Here is an 18,697-nt window from a genome sequence, read left to right as displayed (position 1 = left end):
TCTTCGGACTAGCGGACGGGTTTTGTACCCGTTCTTTGGACCTGTATCAGGACCGGACGGAAGACACTCCACAAATAAACGTGACAGACGTCTCTCCTGCCTTGATGAACTCCCCCCCCGGGGAACAGAAAAGCTCGTCCAGGCGGCCCGGACCGTGAATTCAAAACCGGCCCCGACCGCCTTCGACGAGCATTCTCCGCAACAGTGGATACCTGATTCTCCAGGAAATACCCCATTCGGTTCCGCGACCGCGCGGAACCTAGAAACCCCCGCCCCGCGGGCCGGCCAGAACACCCCGGTCCCACGCACGGACGATGGCCTGCGCACGACTGCGCACACCGAGCTTGCGCAGCAGGTTCGACACGTGGAACTTCACGGTCTTCTCGCTCAGCACCAGCTCCTGGGCGACCTCGCTGTTGGACATGCCCGCCGCGATCAGATCGAAGATCTCCCGCTCCCGGGACGTCAGCGTCGCCACCTGAGGCACCTGCTCCACCGCCACCTGCGCCGGCCCACGCCGCACCAGGAGGTCCACCAGCCGGCGGGTCAGCGGCGGCGGCAGCACGGCGTACCCGTCCGAGACCGCGCGGATCGCGGTGGCGATCTCACTGAGCGCCGCGTCGTGCAGCACGAACCCGTCCGCGCCGGCCCGCAGATGCTCCAGCGCCGTCTCGTCCACACACCGGTCGACGAGCACCACCGCCGCCGGGCCGCCGCCCCGGGCGACGACCGCGCGCAGGATGTCACCCGTCTCCCAGCCCGGATCGGAGTCGTCGATCAGCACGACCCGCGGCTCCTGCTCGTCCAGCAGACGCAGCAACTGCGGCCGGGAATCGGCCACCCCGACCGCTTCTAGTTCCGCCTCCGCCGCCATCAGGGCGCGCAACGCCGTGACGAGCAGCGGCCGACGGGCCAGAACGGCGATCCGGATCGGCCGGGTACGGGGACCGGTGGCGGCCATCTGCGACATCAACCTCCAAACATCCTGGATGAGGCACCGGGGCCACAGCTCCCCCGGCTCGTGAACGAGCCGCTGCCGGCACACCCGGCCGAGCGCTCCGCGCACCGGATCCCTTCCGCCACGACCGGCGGCCCGGCCCGCCACCCGGCCGCGGGGAAACCTCACCCCGCCCGCCGGCGGCCACGGCACACCCCCGGATCAGGGCACGCGCCCCGCCTCACCCGCGGACTTCGCCCGCACGGCCCCCACGGCCACCGCCGCCGGCGTGAACTCCGGCTCGGGACCGGTGACGACCGCACGCCGCCCCAGCCGCGCCAGCTGGTTCTCGCCCAGCAGGATGCTCACCACGATCACCGCCCCGCCGACCGGCACGTTCCAGCTGAACCGCTCCCCGAGGAAGACCGCGCTGACCACCAGACTGATGAACGGCACGAGGTAGTTGACCGCCGAGGCACCGGTCGCCCCGATGTCCGCGATCAGCCGGTTGTACAGCACATAGGCCAGCCCCGTGCCGAACACCCCGAGCAGCACGATGCTCAGGGAGACCGACCAGGTGAACGACGGGGTGCGCCAGCCCAGGAACGGCAGCAGCGCCGCCTGGATGACGAGCGCCACCAGCACCTGCGCACTGGCCGAGGACATCGGCGGGATACCGCGATCGGACAGGAACTTGCGCACGAACACCGCATGCCCCGCATAGATCACGGCGACCGCCAGGCACGCCGCCTCACCGCCCGCGGTGCCCGTCGCCCCGTTCCAGGGACCGATCGCCAGCACGATGCCCGCGAAACCGAGCACCAGACCCGCACCGCGGCGCGCCGTCGCCCGCTCACTGCGCAGCTGCACCGTGGCCAGCCCCAGCGTCAGCAGCGGAGTCGCACCCGTCAGCACACCGGCCATCGCGGCACTGGTGTGCTGCTCACCCCAGGCGAGAAGAAGGAACGGAGCGACCATGCCCAGCACGGTCGTGACGGTGATGTGCACCCACACGAAGCCGAAGCGCGGCAGCCCCGCACCCGTCACCGCACCGATGCCGAGCAGGACCACCGCCCCCAGGACCAGCCGGGCCAGCACCAGCTGACCTGGGTTCAGACCCTCACCGGAGACCTTGATCAGGGGATAACTGGAGCCCCAGATGATCCCCAGGACCACGAACTGCACGGCGCTGACACGTTTCACGGGATCGTCCCGTCCCTTCTCCTGTACTCCTGCTTGCGGGCCGGCCCGACGGCGTCAGGCGTTCACCAGCTTGGGAATGCTCTCCAGCCCGTGCTCCAGGGCGCCGGGGTCGATGCTGTCGTCGGCGAGGCTGCCGGACAGATAACGGTCATAGGCGCTCAGATCGAAGTTCCCGTGCCCGGACAGACCGAACAGGATCGTCTTGCCCACACCCTCCTCACGGCACCGGATCGCCTCGTTGACCGCGCCGCGGATCGCGTGCGTCGACTCCGGCGCGGGCACGATGCCCTCCGTCCGCGCGAACAGCACACCGGCCTCGAAGCAGTCACGCTGGCGCAGCGCCACCGCCTCCATCAGACCCTCCTCCACCACCCGGCTGACCAGCGGAGCGATGTTGTGCGCCCGCAGCCCGCCCGCGTGCACCGACGGCGGCACGAACTGGTGGCCCAGCGTGTGCGTACGGGTCAGCGACGTCAGCCCCGCGGTGTCGGAGTAGTCGTAGGCGATGCGCCCCTGCGTGAGCGAGGGGCACGCGGCCGGCTCCGCCGCGATGAACCGGATCTTCGGCCCGCCGTGCAGCTGCGCCCGCAGGAACGGGAACGACAGCCCCGCCAGATTGGAACCGCCGCCCGCGCAGCCCACCACGATGTCCGGGTAGTCCCCGGCCTTCTCCATCTGCAGGAGCGCCTCCTGCCCGATCACCGTCTGGTGCGCACACACATGGTTGAGCGCGCTGCCGCGGGTGTAGCCCCAGCGCGGGTCGGAGAAAGCGACCTGCAGCGCCTCGGACTTGGCGATGCCCAGGCTGCCCGGGTGGTCCGGGTTCTCCTTCAGCACCGCACGCCCGGCCTCGGTCTCCATGCTCGGGCTCGGCGTGCAGCTCGCCCCGAACGTCTCCATCAGCGCCCGCCGGTACGGCTTCTGCTGGAAGCTCACGTTCACCATGAACACCTTGGCGTCCATGCCGAACAGGGACGCCGCGAACGCGACCGCGCTGCCCCACTGGCCCGCACCGGTCTCGGCGATCAGACCGGTACGGCCCGCCCGCTTGTTGTAATAGGCCTGCGGGATCGCGGAGTTCGGCTTGAAGCTGCCGGTCGGCGCGACACCCTCGTACTTGAAGTAGATCCGCGCCGGCGTGTCCAGGACCTTCTCCAGACCACGGGCACGCAGCAGCGGCGCCGGCCGCCACCGGGCGTAGAACTGCCGCACCTCTCCAGGAATCTCGAACTCGGCTTCCCTGCTGAGCTCCTGGTCGACCAGCGCCTCCGGCATCGTGCGGGTCATCTCTTCACGAGTGACCGGCTTACCGGTCGCCGGGCTCAACACCGGCGCCACATAGTCGAGGTCGGCGGCGATGTTGTACCAGGTCTCGGGAATCTCCCGGGCGCTGAGCTCGAACCGTACCGGCTCTATCATGGCTGCCTCTCTGCGCGTTGAATCGTCACTCCGGCCACGCGACCGCCCGGCTCTCGTGTCACCACGCCTGCAGGCCGCCTCCGGACAATGAATTCTCGCCGCCCCGGCCACCGACCGGATACCTCGGCAGACAGGTCGTAGGGAAAACAATGGAACGTCCCCGGAGAACGGGACGAAGCCCGACAGCCCTTTTCCTCCCGGCCGGCCATGTGGTACAAGCACGTCCCCGTGCCCCGCCCCGGCCACCCGCATTCCCCGGCATTCACCCCGGCATTCCCCGGACGAAGACGCGAACCGCCCCACCCACCCCCGTATTTACCGCCGCCCCTCCCGCCCGGGAAGCACGCGCGACGGACTCTGGGAATTCCACCAGTTCCCCCGCGGCCGATCCATGGCACCTGCACACGCGTGCGAACCTGAGCCCCCGGGGCCCGGCCGCCACGGCACCCCACGCCGCACGGCCCGCCCGCCGCGCCCCCGTGGCCGGTTCATCGGATCACCAGGATCAGGGGATGGCACACATGATTCGTCCAGTCACCGCCGAGGACCTCACACTGCTCCACACGATGGTGCACGGGATGGCCGAGAACGAGGAGGCCACCGGGCAGATCAGCACCGACGAGGACGAACTGCGCCGCGCCCTGTTCGGCCCGCAGCCGGTGGCCTGGGCCCACTTCGCCGTCGACGACAAGACCGACGAGATCGTCGGCTACACCCTGTGGGCCCTCGTCTACAGCACCTGGCGCGGCACGGCCATCCACATCGACGACATCTACGTCCGCGAGGACGCCGTCGGCCGCGGCTTCGACACCGCCCTGCTGAGCACCCTCGCCGGCCTGTGCGCCGAGCGCGGCTACCGCCACATGCAGTGGTGGGGGAGGGTCACCAACGAACCGACCGCCGCGTTCTACCGCTCCCTCGGCGCGGAGATCCCCTCCGTCCAGGGCAAGGAACTCACCGTCTTCCGCCTCTCCGGCGAACCCCTGGCCGACCTCGCCCGCCAGGCCTGAGCCCCCGCCGCCCGGGCCCCCGCCGTGCCGCGCACCGTCCGAACGGGAAGCGATCCGTAAGTGAATTATTAGATCTGCCCGTCTCGGCTGTCGCCCGGCACCCTCCACCCGCGAGGCTGACGGCATGAACACACCACTGAACCTCAGCGGTGTCGCCGAAGGGCACACCGGCCGGCCGGGACCGCGCGCCGCAGACACCGCCGGCCCCTCCCGGGCACCGGGTCTCTGACCCGCCGTCAGCGGCCCCGGCCACCGGCATGCCCTCCCACACACGCACCGCCACCCGCCCCGCGGCACCGGGCGGCCACCGGATTCCCGGACGCGCGGCCACCGGGAACCGGACAGCCGGCGCGCGCCCGCACCCCCACCGCACCGCCGGCGCCCCAACCGGCACCGCACGCGAGGCGGTTGCTTCCGCGCCCTGGCGGGTGGATGTTCCCACGTCCCGACGGCGACCGGTTCCCGCACCGCGACCGGCGGACGCCCGTGACGGCGGACGCCCCCGGCCGGCGGACCCGGACCGGGCCGCGGTTCCGGGCCGGACCACAGACCCGGCCCGGACGGTGGTCCCAGGCCGGACGGTGGCCCCAGGCCGGGTGACGGCCCCAGGCCGGACGATGGCCACGGCCCGGACAACGACCGCTCCCGGCGTACGCGCGCCCCGCCCCCGCGAGCGGCACCCGCGGGGCCCGGCCCCTCCCCGCCGGACCCCGCGAGTCCTCCCCGAAGCCGCCGCAGCGCACGACCCGGCCACCACACACGGCGCACCCGCCACCCACTCTGCCGCCCCGGCGAGTACGCCCACACCGCGGCCGGGGGAGACCACCCGCCGCGCCCCGCACCGTGCCACCGCGCCTGGTCACCATCGCCCGGGGACACGTCTGTCCGCGGTCGGTCCCCTCCCCGAGCCGCCACGGCCGCACCGGCACCCGGCGCACACCGCTCCGGGCACCCCACCCGGCGGGCCACGGACACGCGCCCACCCTCATCCGTACACACCGGGACGGACGTACGCGGCCCGCAGCGCCCCCGAGACCAACCCCACCGCACCTCCGACACACCACCCCTGACACCCCCACCGAGGAGCTCTGACATGGTCCACCTGACCGACCCCGAGCCAACCACCCGCGGCCTCGGTACCACCGACGCCCCCGCGATCCGCTTCGGCATCCATGTGACACCGGACCTCGCCAAGGGCGTCATCGCCCGGACCGGCTCGCGCATCGAGGACTTCGTCCTGGTCCCGTCCAGCGTCCGCGAGTCGTTCACGCAGCTGCGCACCCGCCGCGTCGACGTCATGCTCGTGAAGTACAGCCCCCACGAGAACGACATCGCGGTGGGCCCGCCGGTCGGCTTCGACGCCCGGGCCGTGCTCGTCGGCACCGACCACCCGCTCGCCTCGCGCGACACCGTCACGGTCGAGGAGGCCGCCGCCTATGACGCGTTCGACCGCCCACGAGGGTTCCCGGAGTCGGTGTGGGACCTCATAGTCCCCCCGTGCACCCCGGCCGGGACGCCGATCCGCCGCGTCCACACCCTCACCACACAGGAGGCGCTGACCCACACCCTGAGCACCACCCAGGCACTCCACTTCTCCTTCCGCTCGGTCGAGGCGGGCCTGGCGCCGCGGATCAGGGCCGTCCCGGTCAGCGACATGCCCAGCGCACCGATCGCCCTGGCGTGGCTCAACGGCGCCGTCCTGCCCGCCCACGTCCGCGCGTTCATCCTCGCCGCGCAGGCAGGCGCCACCTGGCTGCCGCAGGCGACCTGAGAGCGAGACCCCGTACGGCCGGCGGGCAGCGCGGGATGGGGTTCCGTCTCCCGGCGGCGGCCGGCGCAGGTCCGGCACCCCCACCTCGACCACCCGTTCAGCACCTCGTCCAGCCCCTTGCCGGTCAGGACGTCGACCCGGGTGGACAGTGAGTGCGGAACCGCCCCGAGCACCGCCGGCGCGCGGCGGCCCACCCGGCCACCGCGCACCCGCAGGACCGATCCTGGCCGGCTCCATCACCGGCGTGACGTCCGCACCGGGCAGCGAGTCGCCCTCGCGGCCTGCGCCGCCTCCCCTGTGCTTGCGCGCGCGGGGAGTGGGCTACAGTGATTCAGGTGTTCGCCGCTCGAACTTTCAGCGGTGAGCCTCGCGTTGGTGGTCCAAGGAAAGACGCCCCGCTTCCTGCGGGGAGATGCAGGTGCAAGGCCTGCCCGGCGCTCCACACGATCCCGCCTCCGAACTCTGGAGGCGGGATCTCGCGTTGTACGACCGCGGGCCCCACTCTGCTGACACCCACGCTCGCCCACCGCTGTCACACGGCATGTTCCCCAGGGCCTGTGTTCTGGTCGTGGGCCAGGGCGTGGGTGACCGTGGTGGTGCTCTCGTACAGGGCTCGGTACTGGGTGAACCGGCGGTCGTAGACACCCGCGGCTGCGGTGGGCCGGACCACTGATTCCGTCGGATTCCAGGCGGTGATGTCCGGTCGGCCGATCAGCCCGGCGGCGAGGAAGGCGGCACCGTAACCGGCGCCGACGGTCGTGCGGGCGACGATCTGTTCGAGACCGGTGACATCGCTGACGATCTGAGGCCACAGTCCGCCCCGGGTGCCGCCGCCGACCGCCACGATCCGCCGGATGTCGGCGCCGGCCGCGAGCATCGTCTCGATGTTGTGCCGGACACCGTACGCGGTGCCCTCCAGCGCCGCGCGCATCAGGTCGGCCCGGGTGTGACCGAGCGTCAGGCCCGCGATCACTCCCCGGGCGTCGGGGTCCATGAGGGGTGTCCTTTCCCCGGCGAAGTACGGCAGCATCACCAGGCCGTTCGCGCCCGGGGGCGAGGAGGCAGCCTCGTCGAACAGCACCCCGGGGTCGACCTGGCCGAAGAGGTGCCCGAGCCAGTCGGTGACGGCCCCGGAGGTGGCCATGCCGCCGGCCAGGCAACGGGTGCCGGGCAGGGCGCCGACCGTGGACCACATCGAAGGGCTGGTCACGAGCCGGTCGACGGTGTTCACCAGGAACATCGTGGTGCCGTACATCAGCATCAGGTCGCCGACGTTGTGGCCTCCGACGCTGATGGCCTCGCTCCACGCGTCGATCGTCCCCACGATCACCGGCGTCCCGGCCGGGACGCCCGCGACGGGCGTGTCGACCCGGCCGGCCTCCTCACCCGGCCAGCGCAGCGGGGGGAGGTCGATGCCGGGTGCGATGCGCTCGGCCCACTCGGGGATCCAGCGCTGCTCGTGGATGTCGAACAGCGGCGTGCACTGGCTGGCGGAATGCAGGTCCAGCACGTAGGCGCCGGTCAGCCGGTGGGCGAGCCACGAGGCGGGCATGAAGAGGCGGCGGGCGCGTGCCCACACCTCGGGCTCCCGCTCGCGGATCCAGGCGAGTTTCGGCCCGACGGCCTGGGACGACAGCGCGGAACCGCACCTGCGGAAGACGGTGTCCGGCCCCAACTCCCCGTTCAGCCGGGCGATCTGTTGCTCGGCGCGGGTGTCCACCCCGTACAGGACCGCCGGACGGACCGGCTCGCCCGCGTCGTCGACCAGAAGGGTGCACGGGCCCATGCCGCTGACTCCGACGGCACGGACGGCGACGTCGTCGCGGACGAGCAACTCCGCCGCGAGCGAGACGAACTCCTCCCACCACACCTGCGCGTCCATCTCGACGTGCCCCGGGCGGGGACGGTCGACCACGTGAGAGCGTACGGCCTGACCCAGGATGCGGCCGGCGGTGTCGACCACCACGCCCTTGGTGCTGGAGGTGCCAACGTCAACTCCGAAGACGACATCGATCACGCACTGCCTCCCTTGACGGCGGGTGCGCCACCGTAGCCTGTCGCCGGGTCCGGCGGGCGGCCGCGGATCAACCTGCCGCGCCCGGCCTGCCGCCGGCGGGGCGCACCGCCGCCGAGCTGGCGGCCTTCGGCGCCGGGCCGGCCCGCGAGTCCGCCACCGCCCACCATGCCGGCGACCTCACCACCACACCGTCCGCAGTCGGCTGCTCCTGATGGGCGCCGCCGAGGACCCGGACGGGGTCCTTCTGGACATCGTCCGCCCCCTGCCCCCTATCAAGGAGACCGGAGTCGTGCCCCGCCCGCAGGCGGTCCGCACCGAGAACCTGCTGAAAGCCCTGATCGGCCCCACGGATGCCGTACCGGTGTTCACCGAGCTCTCCCCGGGACGCCAGAAGCTGCTGAAGATCCTGGCCGAGCTGCTGACCGTCGCGGAGAAGTCGCCGAAACCGACCAGAACATCGCCGAGCGCGTCGTGATCGATCGCGGTCAGGATCACCCGGGGGAAGCGATCAGCCTCGTTCCGGATCCGGTGAAACCGGCAGGGCCGCACCACGGGGAGCCACCACGCCCTACCAGCAGTCAGTAACGGTCCAGGATCGTCTGGGTCTTGAGGATGTCGCCGTGGTAAAGCCAGCCATGGCTCTCCGCGACATTGACGGCGTCGGTGTGCAGCTTCGCCGCGTCGGCGTAGCTGTCCGTCTTGAAGGACAACTCGACGATGTACTCGGTGCCCGACCCGCTCGCCCCGATGACCGGCAGCACCTCGATGCTCGCATCGTCCGAGACCTCCCACGCGCCGCCCCACACCTGCGAGGTGACCGGGCCGTGAACCCGCGACGCCTGGAGTGCGGTCTTGCCCCAGTTCGCGGAGTTCCAGTCCTCCAACTTGCCGGGGATGTCGCCAACGACCCAGCCGAGGCCCGTGCTCGCGCTCGGCATGGCCGTGCCGGAGTAGCCCGAAGCACTATGCGACTTCTCGTTGCTGAAACTCAGCGTCTGCTTCGAGTAGCCCCAGTCGACCTCTGCGTCGTAATTGGTGTCGCTGCCGCTGAAGCCGGCGGAGTTGGCCGTGCTCAGAGCGCCGTTGATGTCGCCACCCGTGACAGGGAAGCGCTTCTTGTAGCTCTCCTCGAACGACGAGCCGCTCTTGTGACGGAGCCGCACGTCCCAGCCCTGGGCGTTCAGCCCCAGCGCGCTCGTGTCGAAGTACTCGTAGGAACGGGCCTTGGCGGAACCGCTGATGCCGAAGGCCGACTTCACGGCGCCGAGCGGGCTGTGTGAAGAGTCCAGCGCGGTGGCCGTGAGGTTGATCTTCACTTCGTACGTGGGAACCGCGTTCGAAGCGGCCCGTGCGGGAGTCGGTGTCGCCAACAGCGACGCCGAGGCCGCCAGGGCGATCGCGGCGGCGAGGTGGAGCCGGGCCATGCGGGAAGTGATCGTCATGAGGAGGAGAATCACCAGCAAGAGTGATCTCCGCCCGGCCGGCCCATGCACATCGTGTGAACGACTCGATGCGCCCCGACCACCCCATGAACCACCCCTGAGTCAAACCCCATCACGCACCCGAAGCCATCAAGTCCAGCCTGTCACCCACCGGTGGGTGGCCCATCTGCAACCGGTGGATCGACTTCGACGGTCACGACGCGGCCGGCAGCAGGTACCAGCACGTCCAGGGGCAGGCTCACGGTGGCCGCTGCATGGTCAACGGCAACGTACGCGTCGATTTCGGAACCGGCCCGCAGCTGTGGAAGACAGGGCGGGCCTGCGCTGTTCTGTACACCAACGCGATCCGCCTCACCCAGCAGTGCCACAGCCTCCATCCCTGGCCGAGCGATCGTGCAGACGCTTCCGTTCCAGGGCGCACGGGTGAGCGCCTCCGGGGCCCGATGCTTCTGGCCCCGACCGGTTTCCGGCCCAGAACGCAAGAAGGCGGACCCTCGCCCCGAGAAGTCCGGGGGTGAGGATCCGCTTCGTGGTGAATACATGGTCGGAACGAGGTCCGCGGGCGTCTCAAGCGGATGATGCTGCAGGCGAGTCGGAGCAGGGCGAGGTGGAGGTCGCCGCGTATCTCGAAGCGGATGCGGAGTCGTTTGAACTGCTGGAGCCGGGCGAAGGTCCACTGCTCTCCGTGCATGCGCGGATGGCCGCGGCGCCATCGGGCCTCACCTCTGGCCTACTGGGAAGACCCACTCGAGGAGGCCGCAGGCGGGTCGACGCCGGGTGCGGGCGCCAGGCCCGCGGCTATGCCGGCGGAGCCCAGCTGCCGCTCGTGACATCGCCGCCCGTATCGGCCTGCACCACCGCCAAGGACGAGGTGCCGTCGCCGTACTGACCGCAACTCACCTCATGGACAACCAGATCGAAGAGAGGGTCCGGCCGCAGAGAATTGCTATATCCGCATACCTGATACGAAAAAAGTGGTACCTTTGATGTTATGAGGATCAGCCTCGATGAGCGGATGCGATCCGCCGTGGCAGCGCTTCTGCATACGACGGGCGAATCGCAGGCCGATCTGGCAGCCGCTCTCGGAGTCAGCCAGGCCCAGGTGAGTCGCCGGCAGTCCGGCACGGCGGCATGGAGTCTGACGGACTGCGACGCCGTCGCCACGCACTACGGCATCGGCACCCTCGACCTCCTGGCCGGACCCACGCAGGCGATGGAGGCTCTGCCCGACCAGCGCTTCCGACCTGTCGAGCGTTCGGCAGCCGGTACCCGCCGTCAGGCCGTTCAGGACGGAAGCGTACGGTGACCGGGTTCGACGCCATCGATGCCCTGCTCGCCGCGGCCAAGCAGGAAGTGTCCCTGCCCCCTCCCGAGGAGCGGCGACGCCTGCGTGAGGGGCTGTACCTCTCACGTGCCCAGCTCTCCGCGGTCCTCGGCGTGAGTCCTTCCACGGTGGGCGGCTGGGAGTCCGGACGCGACCCGGGCGGCGAGAGCCGTGAGAAGTACGCGTACTTCCTCGAGGGAGCCCGTACCAAACTGGACGCTGTCACAGCCTCGGACGGCGAAGCGGCGGACGAAGCGGCGGACGAACCGGCGGACGAACCGGCGGAAGCGGGCCACACCGACGACGAGGAGGACGCTGACGAGTTGGCCACGCCCCGCCCCTGCGTGCTGTGCGGGCAGCCAGCCCGCCACCAGGTCGAAGGATTCCCCCAGCACCTCGATGCCGCCGAATGCGCGGCCCCCGCACCCGTCGCCACGCCCGCACCGGACGCAGACCTTGCCGCGCCCTCGAAGCCGGTCCGCCCGGGTCGGGCGGACCGAGCGGAGACGGCCGGGCCGGCGTCGGCGGGGAACGGACGGCAAGCCGGCCGCGGTGGCGGTCACGGGGTGAAGGTCGCGCCGGTAGGACGGCGCGTGCAGGCCACCGAGGACCTGCCCGACGCGGTCGGATCCGCCGTAGCCGCCGCGCTTGAGGAGCACGGCGGGGATGCGGAAGCGGCGACGGCCGCGCTGCTGAAGCGGGCGATCCCGGATGCGATGGCGCTGCTCGACCGCACACGCAGGGGCGGCCGCTACGACATCGTCGCCCACCCGTGGCTGCCGGACATCCTGCGCAAGCAGACCGCCCGCGGCGCCGACCAGGTATGGGAAGCCCGCCCCAGATGGACGCGGGCCGAACTCCCGGCCGGCCGGCACGAGGTGACCGCTCTGGACCTCAACGGCGCCTACCTGTCCGCCCTCAAGACCCACCTGCCGCTCGGACAGCTCGAACACTCCACCGGCGACCACCACGACAGGAAGCGCTCCGGCCTGCACCTGATCACCCCGCCCGCCTGGGACCACCACACCGTCCTGCCGAACCCCCTGGGCGACCGCGACGAGGACGGACCGCTGTGGGTCACCGAACCCACCCTGCGCCTGCTGCTGCGCCTGTCCGGGCCGAAGTACGGGCTGTGCGACCCGCCGGAGATCCACGAGTCGTGGACGTCCGGCTCCACCGAGGGCCTGCTGGAGAAGTTCCGCACCACCCTGCGCGACGCCCGCGAACGGGCGATCGCCGACGACGATCCGGTGACGCTGGAGTACGTGAAGGCGATGTACTCCAAGTTCGTGTCCACGCTGGGGGAGTCGAACTACAACCGCGAGCTCTACCGCACCGACTGGATGCACCTCATCCGCTCCCAGGCCTTCGCCAACCTCTGGACGAAAGCGTTCAAGGCCTACGACGAAGGCCTCATGGTGCTCCGCGCGATGGGCACCGACGAACTGCACGTCATCGGCGACTGGCGGGCCGTGTTCCCCGAGGGCCGCGGCGTCACCGAGGTGAAGGTCAAGGACGTCTACACCGTCGGCACTGATCCACAGACCCCTCAGAACGCCCCTGACGGTTCTCCCTGGAGCCGATCACCCGCCCCGGCGCCGATCCCCCCTGCCGGGGCGGCCCCTCGGCCTCCGGGAGCCCGTACAGTGATCCACAGACTTTGAGGACCGGAGACCATGCCTGAGCGCACCATCGAGTTCGGGAAATTCGGGGCCCGCGGCATCAAAGGCCACGAAGCCGTCGCCCGGCAGCTCGACAACCTCGCCGGCTACATCGCCACGCCCGTCACCGCCCGCCGCGGCCTCACCGCCCGGCTGAACTACCTGACCCGCACCGCCCACGCCCGCGCCGCCGCGGCCGCCCTCGGCTTCACCCCGGCCAGAGCCCAACTCAGGGGCTGGCGCGACGGCTCCGTCACCCCGCGCCGCGCGACGCTGGAGAAGATCGAGCAGGCTTACCGCACCGTGCGGCGTGAGAACGTCGCCCGCTACCTCCTCGCCCGCCTCAACCGCGAAGGCCGCGGGACCCGGGTGGAGATCCACCCGCTCAACCAGTCCCAGGTCTCCCGGCCACTCCAGCGCGAGGTGGGCATGCGCCACATGAACGTGCGCCGCTGGGACCGCATCGTCGCCGCATGGGCGGCCGGCGCGGAGCAGGAACTGGACGACGCGTGGGTGGAACAGGTCATCGACCTAGGCTCCCAGTGGGGCCAGTACGAATACGTCACCAACGTCGGCTTCGCCGCCTGACCTTTCCGACGCTGGTGTCGGTCAGGTCGTCCCGGTCCGGGCCGAGGCGTATGACACCGCGACCCGGGCCACCCCGCTCCGCGGCACGCGAGGCCTCCAGCGTCCCCGCCGCGTAGTTACCGCCGCTGGTCCGCGATCCACGCCCCCAGGTCGGGGCGGGGCTGCAGCGGGAGTTGCTCTCCGATGCTGTCGCGCCGTGAGGGCAGGTGTTGGCGGGGTACCCGACCCTCTGGGTCGGCATGGGCGTCGAACCGGAATAGGTCGAGAGGAACAGGGGTGGGACGGTGAGCGAGGCGTCGGCAGAAGACGGCTTGATAAGCAGCCGGCACATGAGCGGGGAGCCTGTTCGTACCTGCGAGCCGGCGATCCTGACGGATGCGGATCCTGCGCTGCGGGAGGACAACGGGGGTGGCACCCCGAACACCGCGATCATTCTGGGCGAGGACTGAACCTCCTGAACGGCCCGTTCTCCGATGCATGTGCGGCGGGGCGCTGACTCTGGTTTTCCGGTGTGCTCTTGCGTTTCGCGTGTGCGCAGGGCCGGACGGCGCGCCGCGGAGGCGACCGCCCTTCACGGCTACGCATCTGGACAGCCCCGACCAGGCCCCGCACCCGGACGGGGCTGCTTGCGTATCGATCACGCGGATGCCGTGGTGTGCGGAAGGTCGGCGGCGGTGAGGTCGGTGCGGAGGCGGCGACACCGTGTGACATGCGAGCTTCTGTGGCGGCCCACCCGGTCGAAGCGGTGAGCGTGCGGGCTCGCTCTGGGAGCAGGGCGCCGGGAGGGTGGCTCTCTATGCCACCGTGCGGGCGAATCGTGGCATATGCAGGCGAGTCGTGGCATATGCCACGACGGGAGAGTGCTTATGTGACGGGCGTGACGCAGGGCCCGTGCAGGTGCATGTCCTGCGCTTCAACCACCCACGAAAAGGGAGCAGGACGTGAATGCTCTGTCCGGCGTGAAACGGACGATGGCGCTGGGGATCACGACGCTGGCGGCGATCGCCGTGTCGGCGGTCCCGGGATCGGCGGCGCCCGCTACTGGCCCAGCTCAGGGCGGCTCGGATCACTGGGGTGTGATCACCCGCAATACGATCGGCTCTCCGGTCGCCGCGCTGCGGAACGGTCCGTTCGGCTCGTTCGGTGTCACGGGCCGCGCCGCGAGGCCGCCCTACGGAACGGGGAGCCTCGGTATCGAGGTGGCGGACAACTCCACCTCCCTGACCCCGCCCAGTGAGAAGGTCGACTTCGGCAACGAGGTCGACTTCTATGGCGACCCGGTCCTGGGGCTGACCAGGGTCGGGTTCCATGTTTTCCAGACCGGCGAGAACACCACGCACGGCGGTCCCGGGAACATGCCCAACATCAGGTTCGAGATCAACCCGCGCCTGACCGCGGCGCCTGGCACCACCTACTCCTCGATGGTGTGGGCTCCGCCGGCCTCCCCGGTGACCGACCGCTGGAGTCCCTACCTGGACGCCACCACCAGCGGCACATGGTTCCTCACGGGCAACGCGGGGACCGTCACCGGATGCAACCAGAGCACCCCGTGCACCTTCCCGCAGCTGAAGACCGCTCTCAACGACGGCGGCCAGGCTCCGACCATCTACACCGCGGCCGTGGGCAAGGGCCGCGACAACCTGTGGGCCGGCGCCGTCGACGGCCTGCGGATCAACCGGAACATCTACGACTTCGAGGCCGGCGGAGTCAGGACGCTCCGCGCCAACTGAGCGGCTCAGCACAAGCAGACTGCTGAACCTTCACGACCACGCACGTCGACAGCCCCGGCCGGGACACCGGCCGGGGCTGCGAGCGTTTTGATCACGTGCGCCCGGAGGCGCGGGGGACATCGCTGGGAGCGAGGTCGGTGCGGGGGCGGGGCCGGCGTGCGGGATGCCGCCACCGGCCGGCCGCGTCGCGGGCGACGTCGGCGCCGACTTCCACGACCAGTCAGGTCCGGCGTGACGTTGTTCGTCTCCGGCAGCGCGTCCGGCCGCGCCCGGTGATCGGGGCGCGGCCGGACGCGTCTGCCGGAGACGGATCAGATCAGCTGGTGCTGAAGGACTCGTAGCCGTAGGAGCCGGTCCACTGGCCGGCGCTGCGGTCGTAGGTGCGGGCCCTCATGAGGATCAGGCCGTCCTCGTAGAAGTCCTTGTTGCACACGACCCAGGTGCCGGCGCCCTCCGAGTTCACGCACTGGCCGGACCGGTAGATGCTGGTGTCGTTCCAGTGCTTGTAGTTGTCCCAGTCGGCGACCGCGGAGGCGCTGTCGGCGTCGCCGTCGTAGACGTAGATCTTGTCACCGGTCGGATTGAAGCAGACCCTGGCCTTGTCGGGCGAACCCACGCAGAGGGCAGCGCTGCCCGGGTTGCTCGTCCTGGTCCCCTGCTGCCAGGAGTCGTCGGCGGCGGCGGCCGGACTGGCGGCGGACAGCGCAAGCGCGAGCGCGCCGACGAAGGCGGCACCGGCGGTCATGGTGGTGCGGATGCGGATCACGTATTTCCTCCCCGAATACAGCGCGTGCGACAGCCGCCCGCACGCCGCGGAGCGGGCACGAGAGGCGGTCGTTCCCCCGGAGGCCGGTGGTCCGGCGCGGCGTCCGGGGGATTACTTGATCACGGTACGGAAATCCCACTGGCAGCACAAGGAACAACAATCCCAAGAGTCAGGTCAGTTGCCCCTCAGGCTGCCCGCGTTCCGCCCACCGTCCGAACCGTCGGGAGCCGCCAGGGCCACGGCGAACGCGCCCCATGGCGCCCACTGCGACACGCAACTGCCCGCACTGCCAATAGCCCATCACCATCGTCGCGCCGCTGGGCCACTCCAGAAGCCGTCCGGCCCACTATGCCTGACCCGCAGCACGGAAATCGTCCCACTCAGGCGGACCCACTGACGGGGTGCGGGGCTGCGGACTGCTGCGGCGGTCGTGCTATCCCAGGTGACTTCCTGGTTCGGGGCCGCCGATGCCGCCATGCGGGTGCTGTGGGCTTGTCGTGCCGGCGGCCCGGAGTGCGTGTGCTGTGTGCTCTGTCCGGGGGAGGCCGGGTTGCTCTATGTTCCGCTCCGCGAGGAGATGAAGGGATCGGCCGGGCGCGTTGGAGGAGAGGTGGCGGTGTGCGGAGCATTCTGCGGGCGGGCACGGTGATTTCGTTCGATCCTGCGCGGGGGTCGGGGGTCATCGCCCCGTGCGGTGGCGAGGAACACGTCCCTTTTCACGCGCAGGCCGTGAGGTTCGTCGACTTCGTCAGGCAAGGGCAGCTCGTCATCTACGCGATCGAACGGGCGGATGCCGCCGTACGGGCCGTCGAGGTACGTCCGGCCTAGAGGGGACCGGGGGACTCCGCCGACTGTCACGGCGCTGGGCGGGTCGCCTGTGGGGATGGTGCGGGCCCCGGAGGGCCGGGCGTGGGGTGAGGTCCTGGCGGCCGCGCGAGACATCCAGGGCCCTTGGGGGTGCCTTCGAGCCGAAAAGACACAGGCTGGGAGGGTCTGACGCAGCCCTCCCGTCTGCGGTGATAGCTGGCCGGCGCGAGGAGTCGGCTGCGGTACTGCCGTCCGCTGGCGATGAGAACCCGGTTCAACATGGGGTGACGGACGGTGGAGAGGCATGGCCCACGGAACCGAGGTCGCTGGCACATCATCGGCTGGACGCAGGACCACCCCCTGCCAGACCCGGTGCGGGACGAACTGGAAGGTGGTGCGCGCAGACGACGGCACAGCCCCAGTCCTGCAGGGGCACGAAGGAGGGCCCGAGTCCAGGGGGTGAGACTGGGGCCCCCATCCATCGTGGGCATGTCCGCAGGGCGGTGCAGCGCGCGATGTTTTCTCAACGATCCCCGCGATCGCCGGACACGCGGAAGGCTGGTCACAGCCGCTCTTCTCTCGCTGCTACGGCCGGAACATGTGCGCACCACTCGACCAGTGGCTCAGGGAGTCACAGTTACACCAATATCTGTGACACTGCAGGTCAACGCGTTGGAGGCGATCAGATGCGGCTCGCGGGGTACATCCGGGTGTCGACCGGCGGGCAGTTGGACGGATTCGGGCTGGAGGACCAGGAACGCATCGTGCGCCGCTGGACCCGCGAGCACAGCCACAAGCTCGCGCACCTCTTCGTGGAGAAAGCGGTGTCCGGCACTGTCGCCGGCGACGAGCGGCCCGAGCTGGCCACCGCACTGCTGTGGGTCGAGGAGAAGCGCGTGCACGGGATCATCGCGCCGAACCTCGACCGCCTCGCGCGCGAACTGGTCGTGCAGGAGGCAGCCCTGGCCCAGTGCTGGCAGCACGGCGGCCGCGCCTTCATGGCCGACCAGGGCGAGATCCTGCCCGACGACCCCGAAGTCCCGATGCGCACCGCCATGCGCCAGATGATGGGCGTCTTCGCACAGCTCGACCGCGGCATGACCGTCGCCAAGCTCCGCCGCGGCCGCCGCATCAAGGGCGAGAAGGGCGAGTACGCCTACGGCGCCCCGCCCTACGGCTGGCAGGCCCACAAGAAGGAACTCACCCCGGAGGAGATGGAGCAGGCCGGCCGGACCCGCGCCCGCCAGCTCCGGGACGAGGACGAACTGTCCTACCGCGAGATCGCGGCCGTCCTGGAAGCCGAGGACATCCGGCCCAAGCGCGGGGAGCGCTGGCACCCGGAGACCGTCCGCCGGATGCTCGCCAACCCCACCGACCGGCCCCCGACGTTGCGGAAGCGGACGACGTAGTTCGGTCCTGCACGGGGACGCCGAGGTCGGGACGAGTGTGATGCGGGCGTCTCGATGGTGAAGGCGACCATGCTGCACGCCGGCGGCAAGTTCGGCGGACCGGTGTCCGCTGTGCCGAGGGGCACGTGTTCAGCACCATCTCGATGACTCTCCTCATCAGCGACTCCGTAGAGAAGGGCGACAAGCTCAAGCGGGACATGAAGGACGCGCTGTACGACATGAACACCTTCGGGAAGCTCATTCGGAAGCCGAAAGAAGAGGTCAGAGCGCTGACAGCCACAGGAGACGCCCCCACTTGCGAAGGAAGGCAGGTGAGAAGGGCGAGCAAGCGGTCATCCGACACCGACCCGCCCAATTTTTCTGTGAGCTGAGACACAGCAGTTCGCTGCGGACTGACGTCTACTCAAGCCGCTGACCTGCGCTTTTAAAGGCGCCCGCGCGAAGGCAAGAGGACGACAAAGACGATACACATCCGTTGAGCTTGTGTTCCCCCCACTACGAAAAAATGCCCTAGCTGGAACCAGAAACCTCCGAAATGCCCGGTCGGGGCAGCTCAAAGGGCGTTGTACCTGGCGCCCAGTACGGTTATGCCCACCAACTCCCCTCGACACGA

Annotated in this window: 15 protein-coding genes; 9 read left to right on the top strand and 6 right to left on the bottom strand. The window is 70.3% G+C overall.

The window, feature by feature from the left end; all coding sequences use genetic code 11:
- Positions 1-259: 259 nt before the first annotated feature.
- From OG776_RS00215 to OG776_RS00205, 3 genes are all read right to left on the bottom strand, one after another.
- The gene (locus tag OG776_RS00215; RefSeq protein WP_148014853.1) at positions 260-970 is read right to left on the bottom strand and encodes a LuxR C-terminal-related transcriptional regulator; all 711 of its coding nucleotides are present in this window, start codon (positions 968-970) and stop codon (positions 260-262) included.
- A gap of 189 nt (positions 971-1,159) precedes the next feature.
- Positions 1,160-2,140 (bottom strand): DMT family transporter, encoded by a 981-nt coding sequence (locus OG776_RS00210; RefSeq protein WP_329318005.1) that lies wholly within the window; start codon positions 2,138-2,140, stop codon positions 1,160-1,162.
- Positions 2,141-2,194: 54 nt separating this feature from the next.
- Positions 2,195-3,559, bottom strand: coding sequence for a TrpB-like pyridoxal phosphate-dependent enzyme (locus tag OG776_RS00205; RefSeq protein WP_187286126.1), 1,365 nt, complete (start codon positions 3,557-3,559; stop codon positions 2,195-2,197).
- A gap of 521 nt (positions 3,560-4,080) precedes the next feature.
- On the opposite strand from OG776_RS00205, the gene OG776_RS00200 reads away from it, so the two are divergent.
- A complete protein-coding gene (locus OG776_RS00200; protein ID WP_329318002.1) occupies positions 4,081-4,569 on the top strand; it encodes a GNAT family N-acetyltransferase in 489 nt (162 codons plus the stop codon).
- A 1,093-nt stretch (positions 4,570-5,662) separates the two neighbouring features.
- Entirely contained in the window at positions 5,663-6,340 is a 678-nt protein-coding gene (locus tag OG776_RS00195) for a LysR family transcriptional regulator substrate-binding protein (protein WP_148012491.1), read from the top strand.
- A gap of 532 nt (positions 6,341-6,872) precedes the next feature.
- Here OG776_RS00195 and OG776_RS00190 read toward each other — a convergent pair.
- Positions 6,873-8,354: an FGGY-family carbohydrate kinase gene (locus OG776_RS00190; RefSeq protein WP_329323614.1), complete on the bottom strand. Its 1,482-nt coding sequence runs from the start codon at positions 8,352-8,354 to the stop codon at positions 6,873-6,875.
- Positions 8,355-8,568: 214 nt separating this feature from the next.
- On the opposite strand from OG776_RS00190, the gene OG776_RS00185 reads away from it, so the two are divergent.
- Positions 8,569-8,832, top strand: coding sequence for a hypothetical protein (locus tag OG776_RS00185; protein ID WP_148012492.1), 264 nt, complete (start codon positions 8,569-8,571; stop codon positions 8,830-8,832).
- Between the two features lie 103 nt (positions 8,833-8,935).
- Here OG776_RS00185 and OG776_RS00180 read toward each other — a convergent pair whose 3' ends face one another.
- Complete coding sequence (locus OG776_RS00180; RefSeq protein ID WP_329317999.1) at positions 8,936-9,799, bottom strand: hypothetical protein; 864 nt, start codon at positions 9,797-9,799, stop codon at positions 8,936-8,938.
- A 991-nt stretch (positions 9,800-10,790) separates the two neighbouring features.
- Here OG776_RS00180 and OG776_RS00170 point away from each other — a divergent pair.
- From OG776_RS00170 to OG776_RS00155, 4 genes are all read left to right on the top strand, one after another.
- Positions 10,791-11,105, top strand: coding sequence for a helix-turn-helix domain-containing protein (locus OG776_RS00170; RefSeq protein ID WP_187285885.1), 315 nt, complete (start codon positions 10,791-10,793; stop codon positions 11,103-11,105).
- Positions 11,102-12,787 (top strand): helix-turn-helix domain-containing protein, encoded by a 1,686-nt coding sequence (locus OG776_RS00165; RefSeq protein ID WP_329317996.1) that lies wholly within the window; start codon positions 11,102-11,104, stop codon positions 12,785-12,787. Before OG776_RS00170 ends, OG776_RS00165 begins: the two co-directional genes overlap by 4 nt.
- Positions 12,788-12,799: 12 nt before the next feature.
- Positions 12,800-13,372 (top strand): transcriptional regulator, encoded by a 573-nt coding sequence (locus OG776_RS00160; RefSeq protein ID WP_148012496.1) that lies wholly within the window; start codon positions 12,800-12,802, stop codon positions 13,370-13,372.
- A gap of 941 nt (positions 13,373-14,313) precedes the next feature.
- Positions 14,314-15,102: a hypothetical protein gene (locus OG776_RS00155; RefSeq protein WP_329317993.1), complete on the top strand. Its 789-nt coding sequence runs from the start codon at positions 14,314-14,316 to the stop codon at positions 15,100-15,102.
- Between the two features lie 316 nt (positions 15,103-15,418).
- Here the strand turns inward: OG776_RS00155 and OG776_RS00150 are convergent, their stop codons facing one another.
- Positions 15,419-15,868: a hypothetical protein gene (locus OG776_RS00150; protein ID WP_148007341.1), complete on the bottom strand. Its 450-nt coding sequence runs from the start codon at positions 15,866-15,868 to the stop codon at positions 15,419-15,421.
- Positions 15,869-17,361: 1,493 nt separating this feature from the next.
- Between OG776_RS00150 and OG776_RS00145 the strand changes: the two genes are divergently transcribed.
- Both OG776_RS00145 and OG776_RS00140 read left to right on the top strand, forming a co-directional pair.
- Positions 17,362-18,084 (top strand): recombinase family protein, encoded by a 723-nt coding sequence (locus OG776_RS00145; RefSeq protein ID WP_329317991.1) that lies wholly within the window; start codon positions 17,362-17,364, stop codon positions 18,082-18,084.
- A 125-nt stretch (positions 18,085-18,209) separates the two neighbouring features.
- Complete coding sequence (locus tag OG776_RS00140) at positions 18,210-18,455, top strand: hypothetical protein (protein WP_329317989.1); 246 nt, start codon at positions 18,210-18,212, stop codon at positions 18,453-18,455.
- The last annotated feature ends 242 nt before the right edge of the window (positions 18,456-18,697 follow it).

It is taken from the genome of Streptomyces sp. NBC_01689, from assembly GCF_036250675.1.
Classification (GTDB): domain Bacteria; phylum Actinomycetota; class Actinomycetes; order Streptomycetales; family Streptomycetaceae; genus Streptomyces.
Note: the sequence above shows the minus strand (reverse complement) of the source record. Positions and strands in the feature narration are given on the sequence as shown.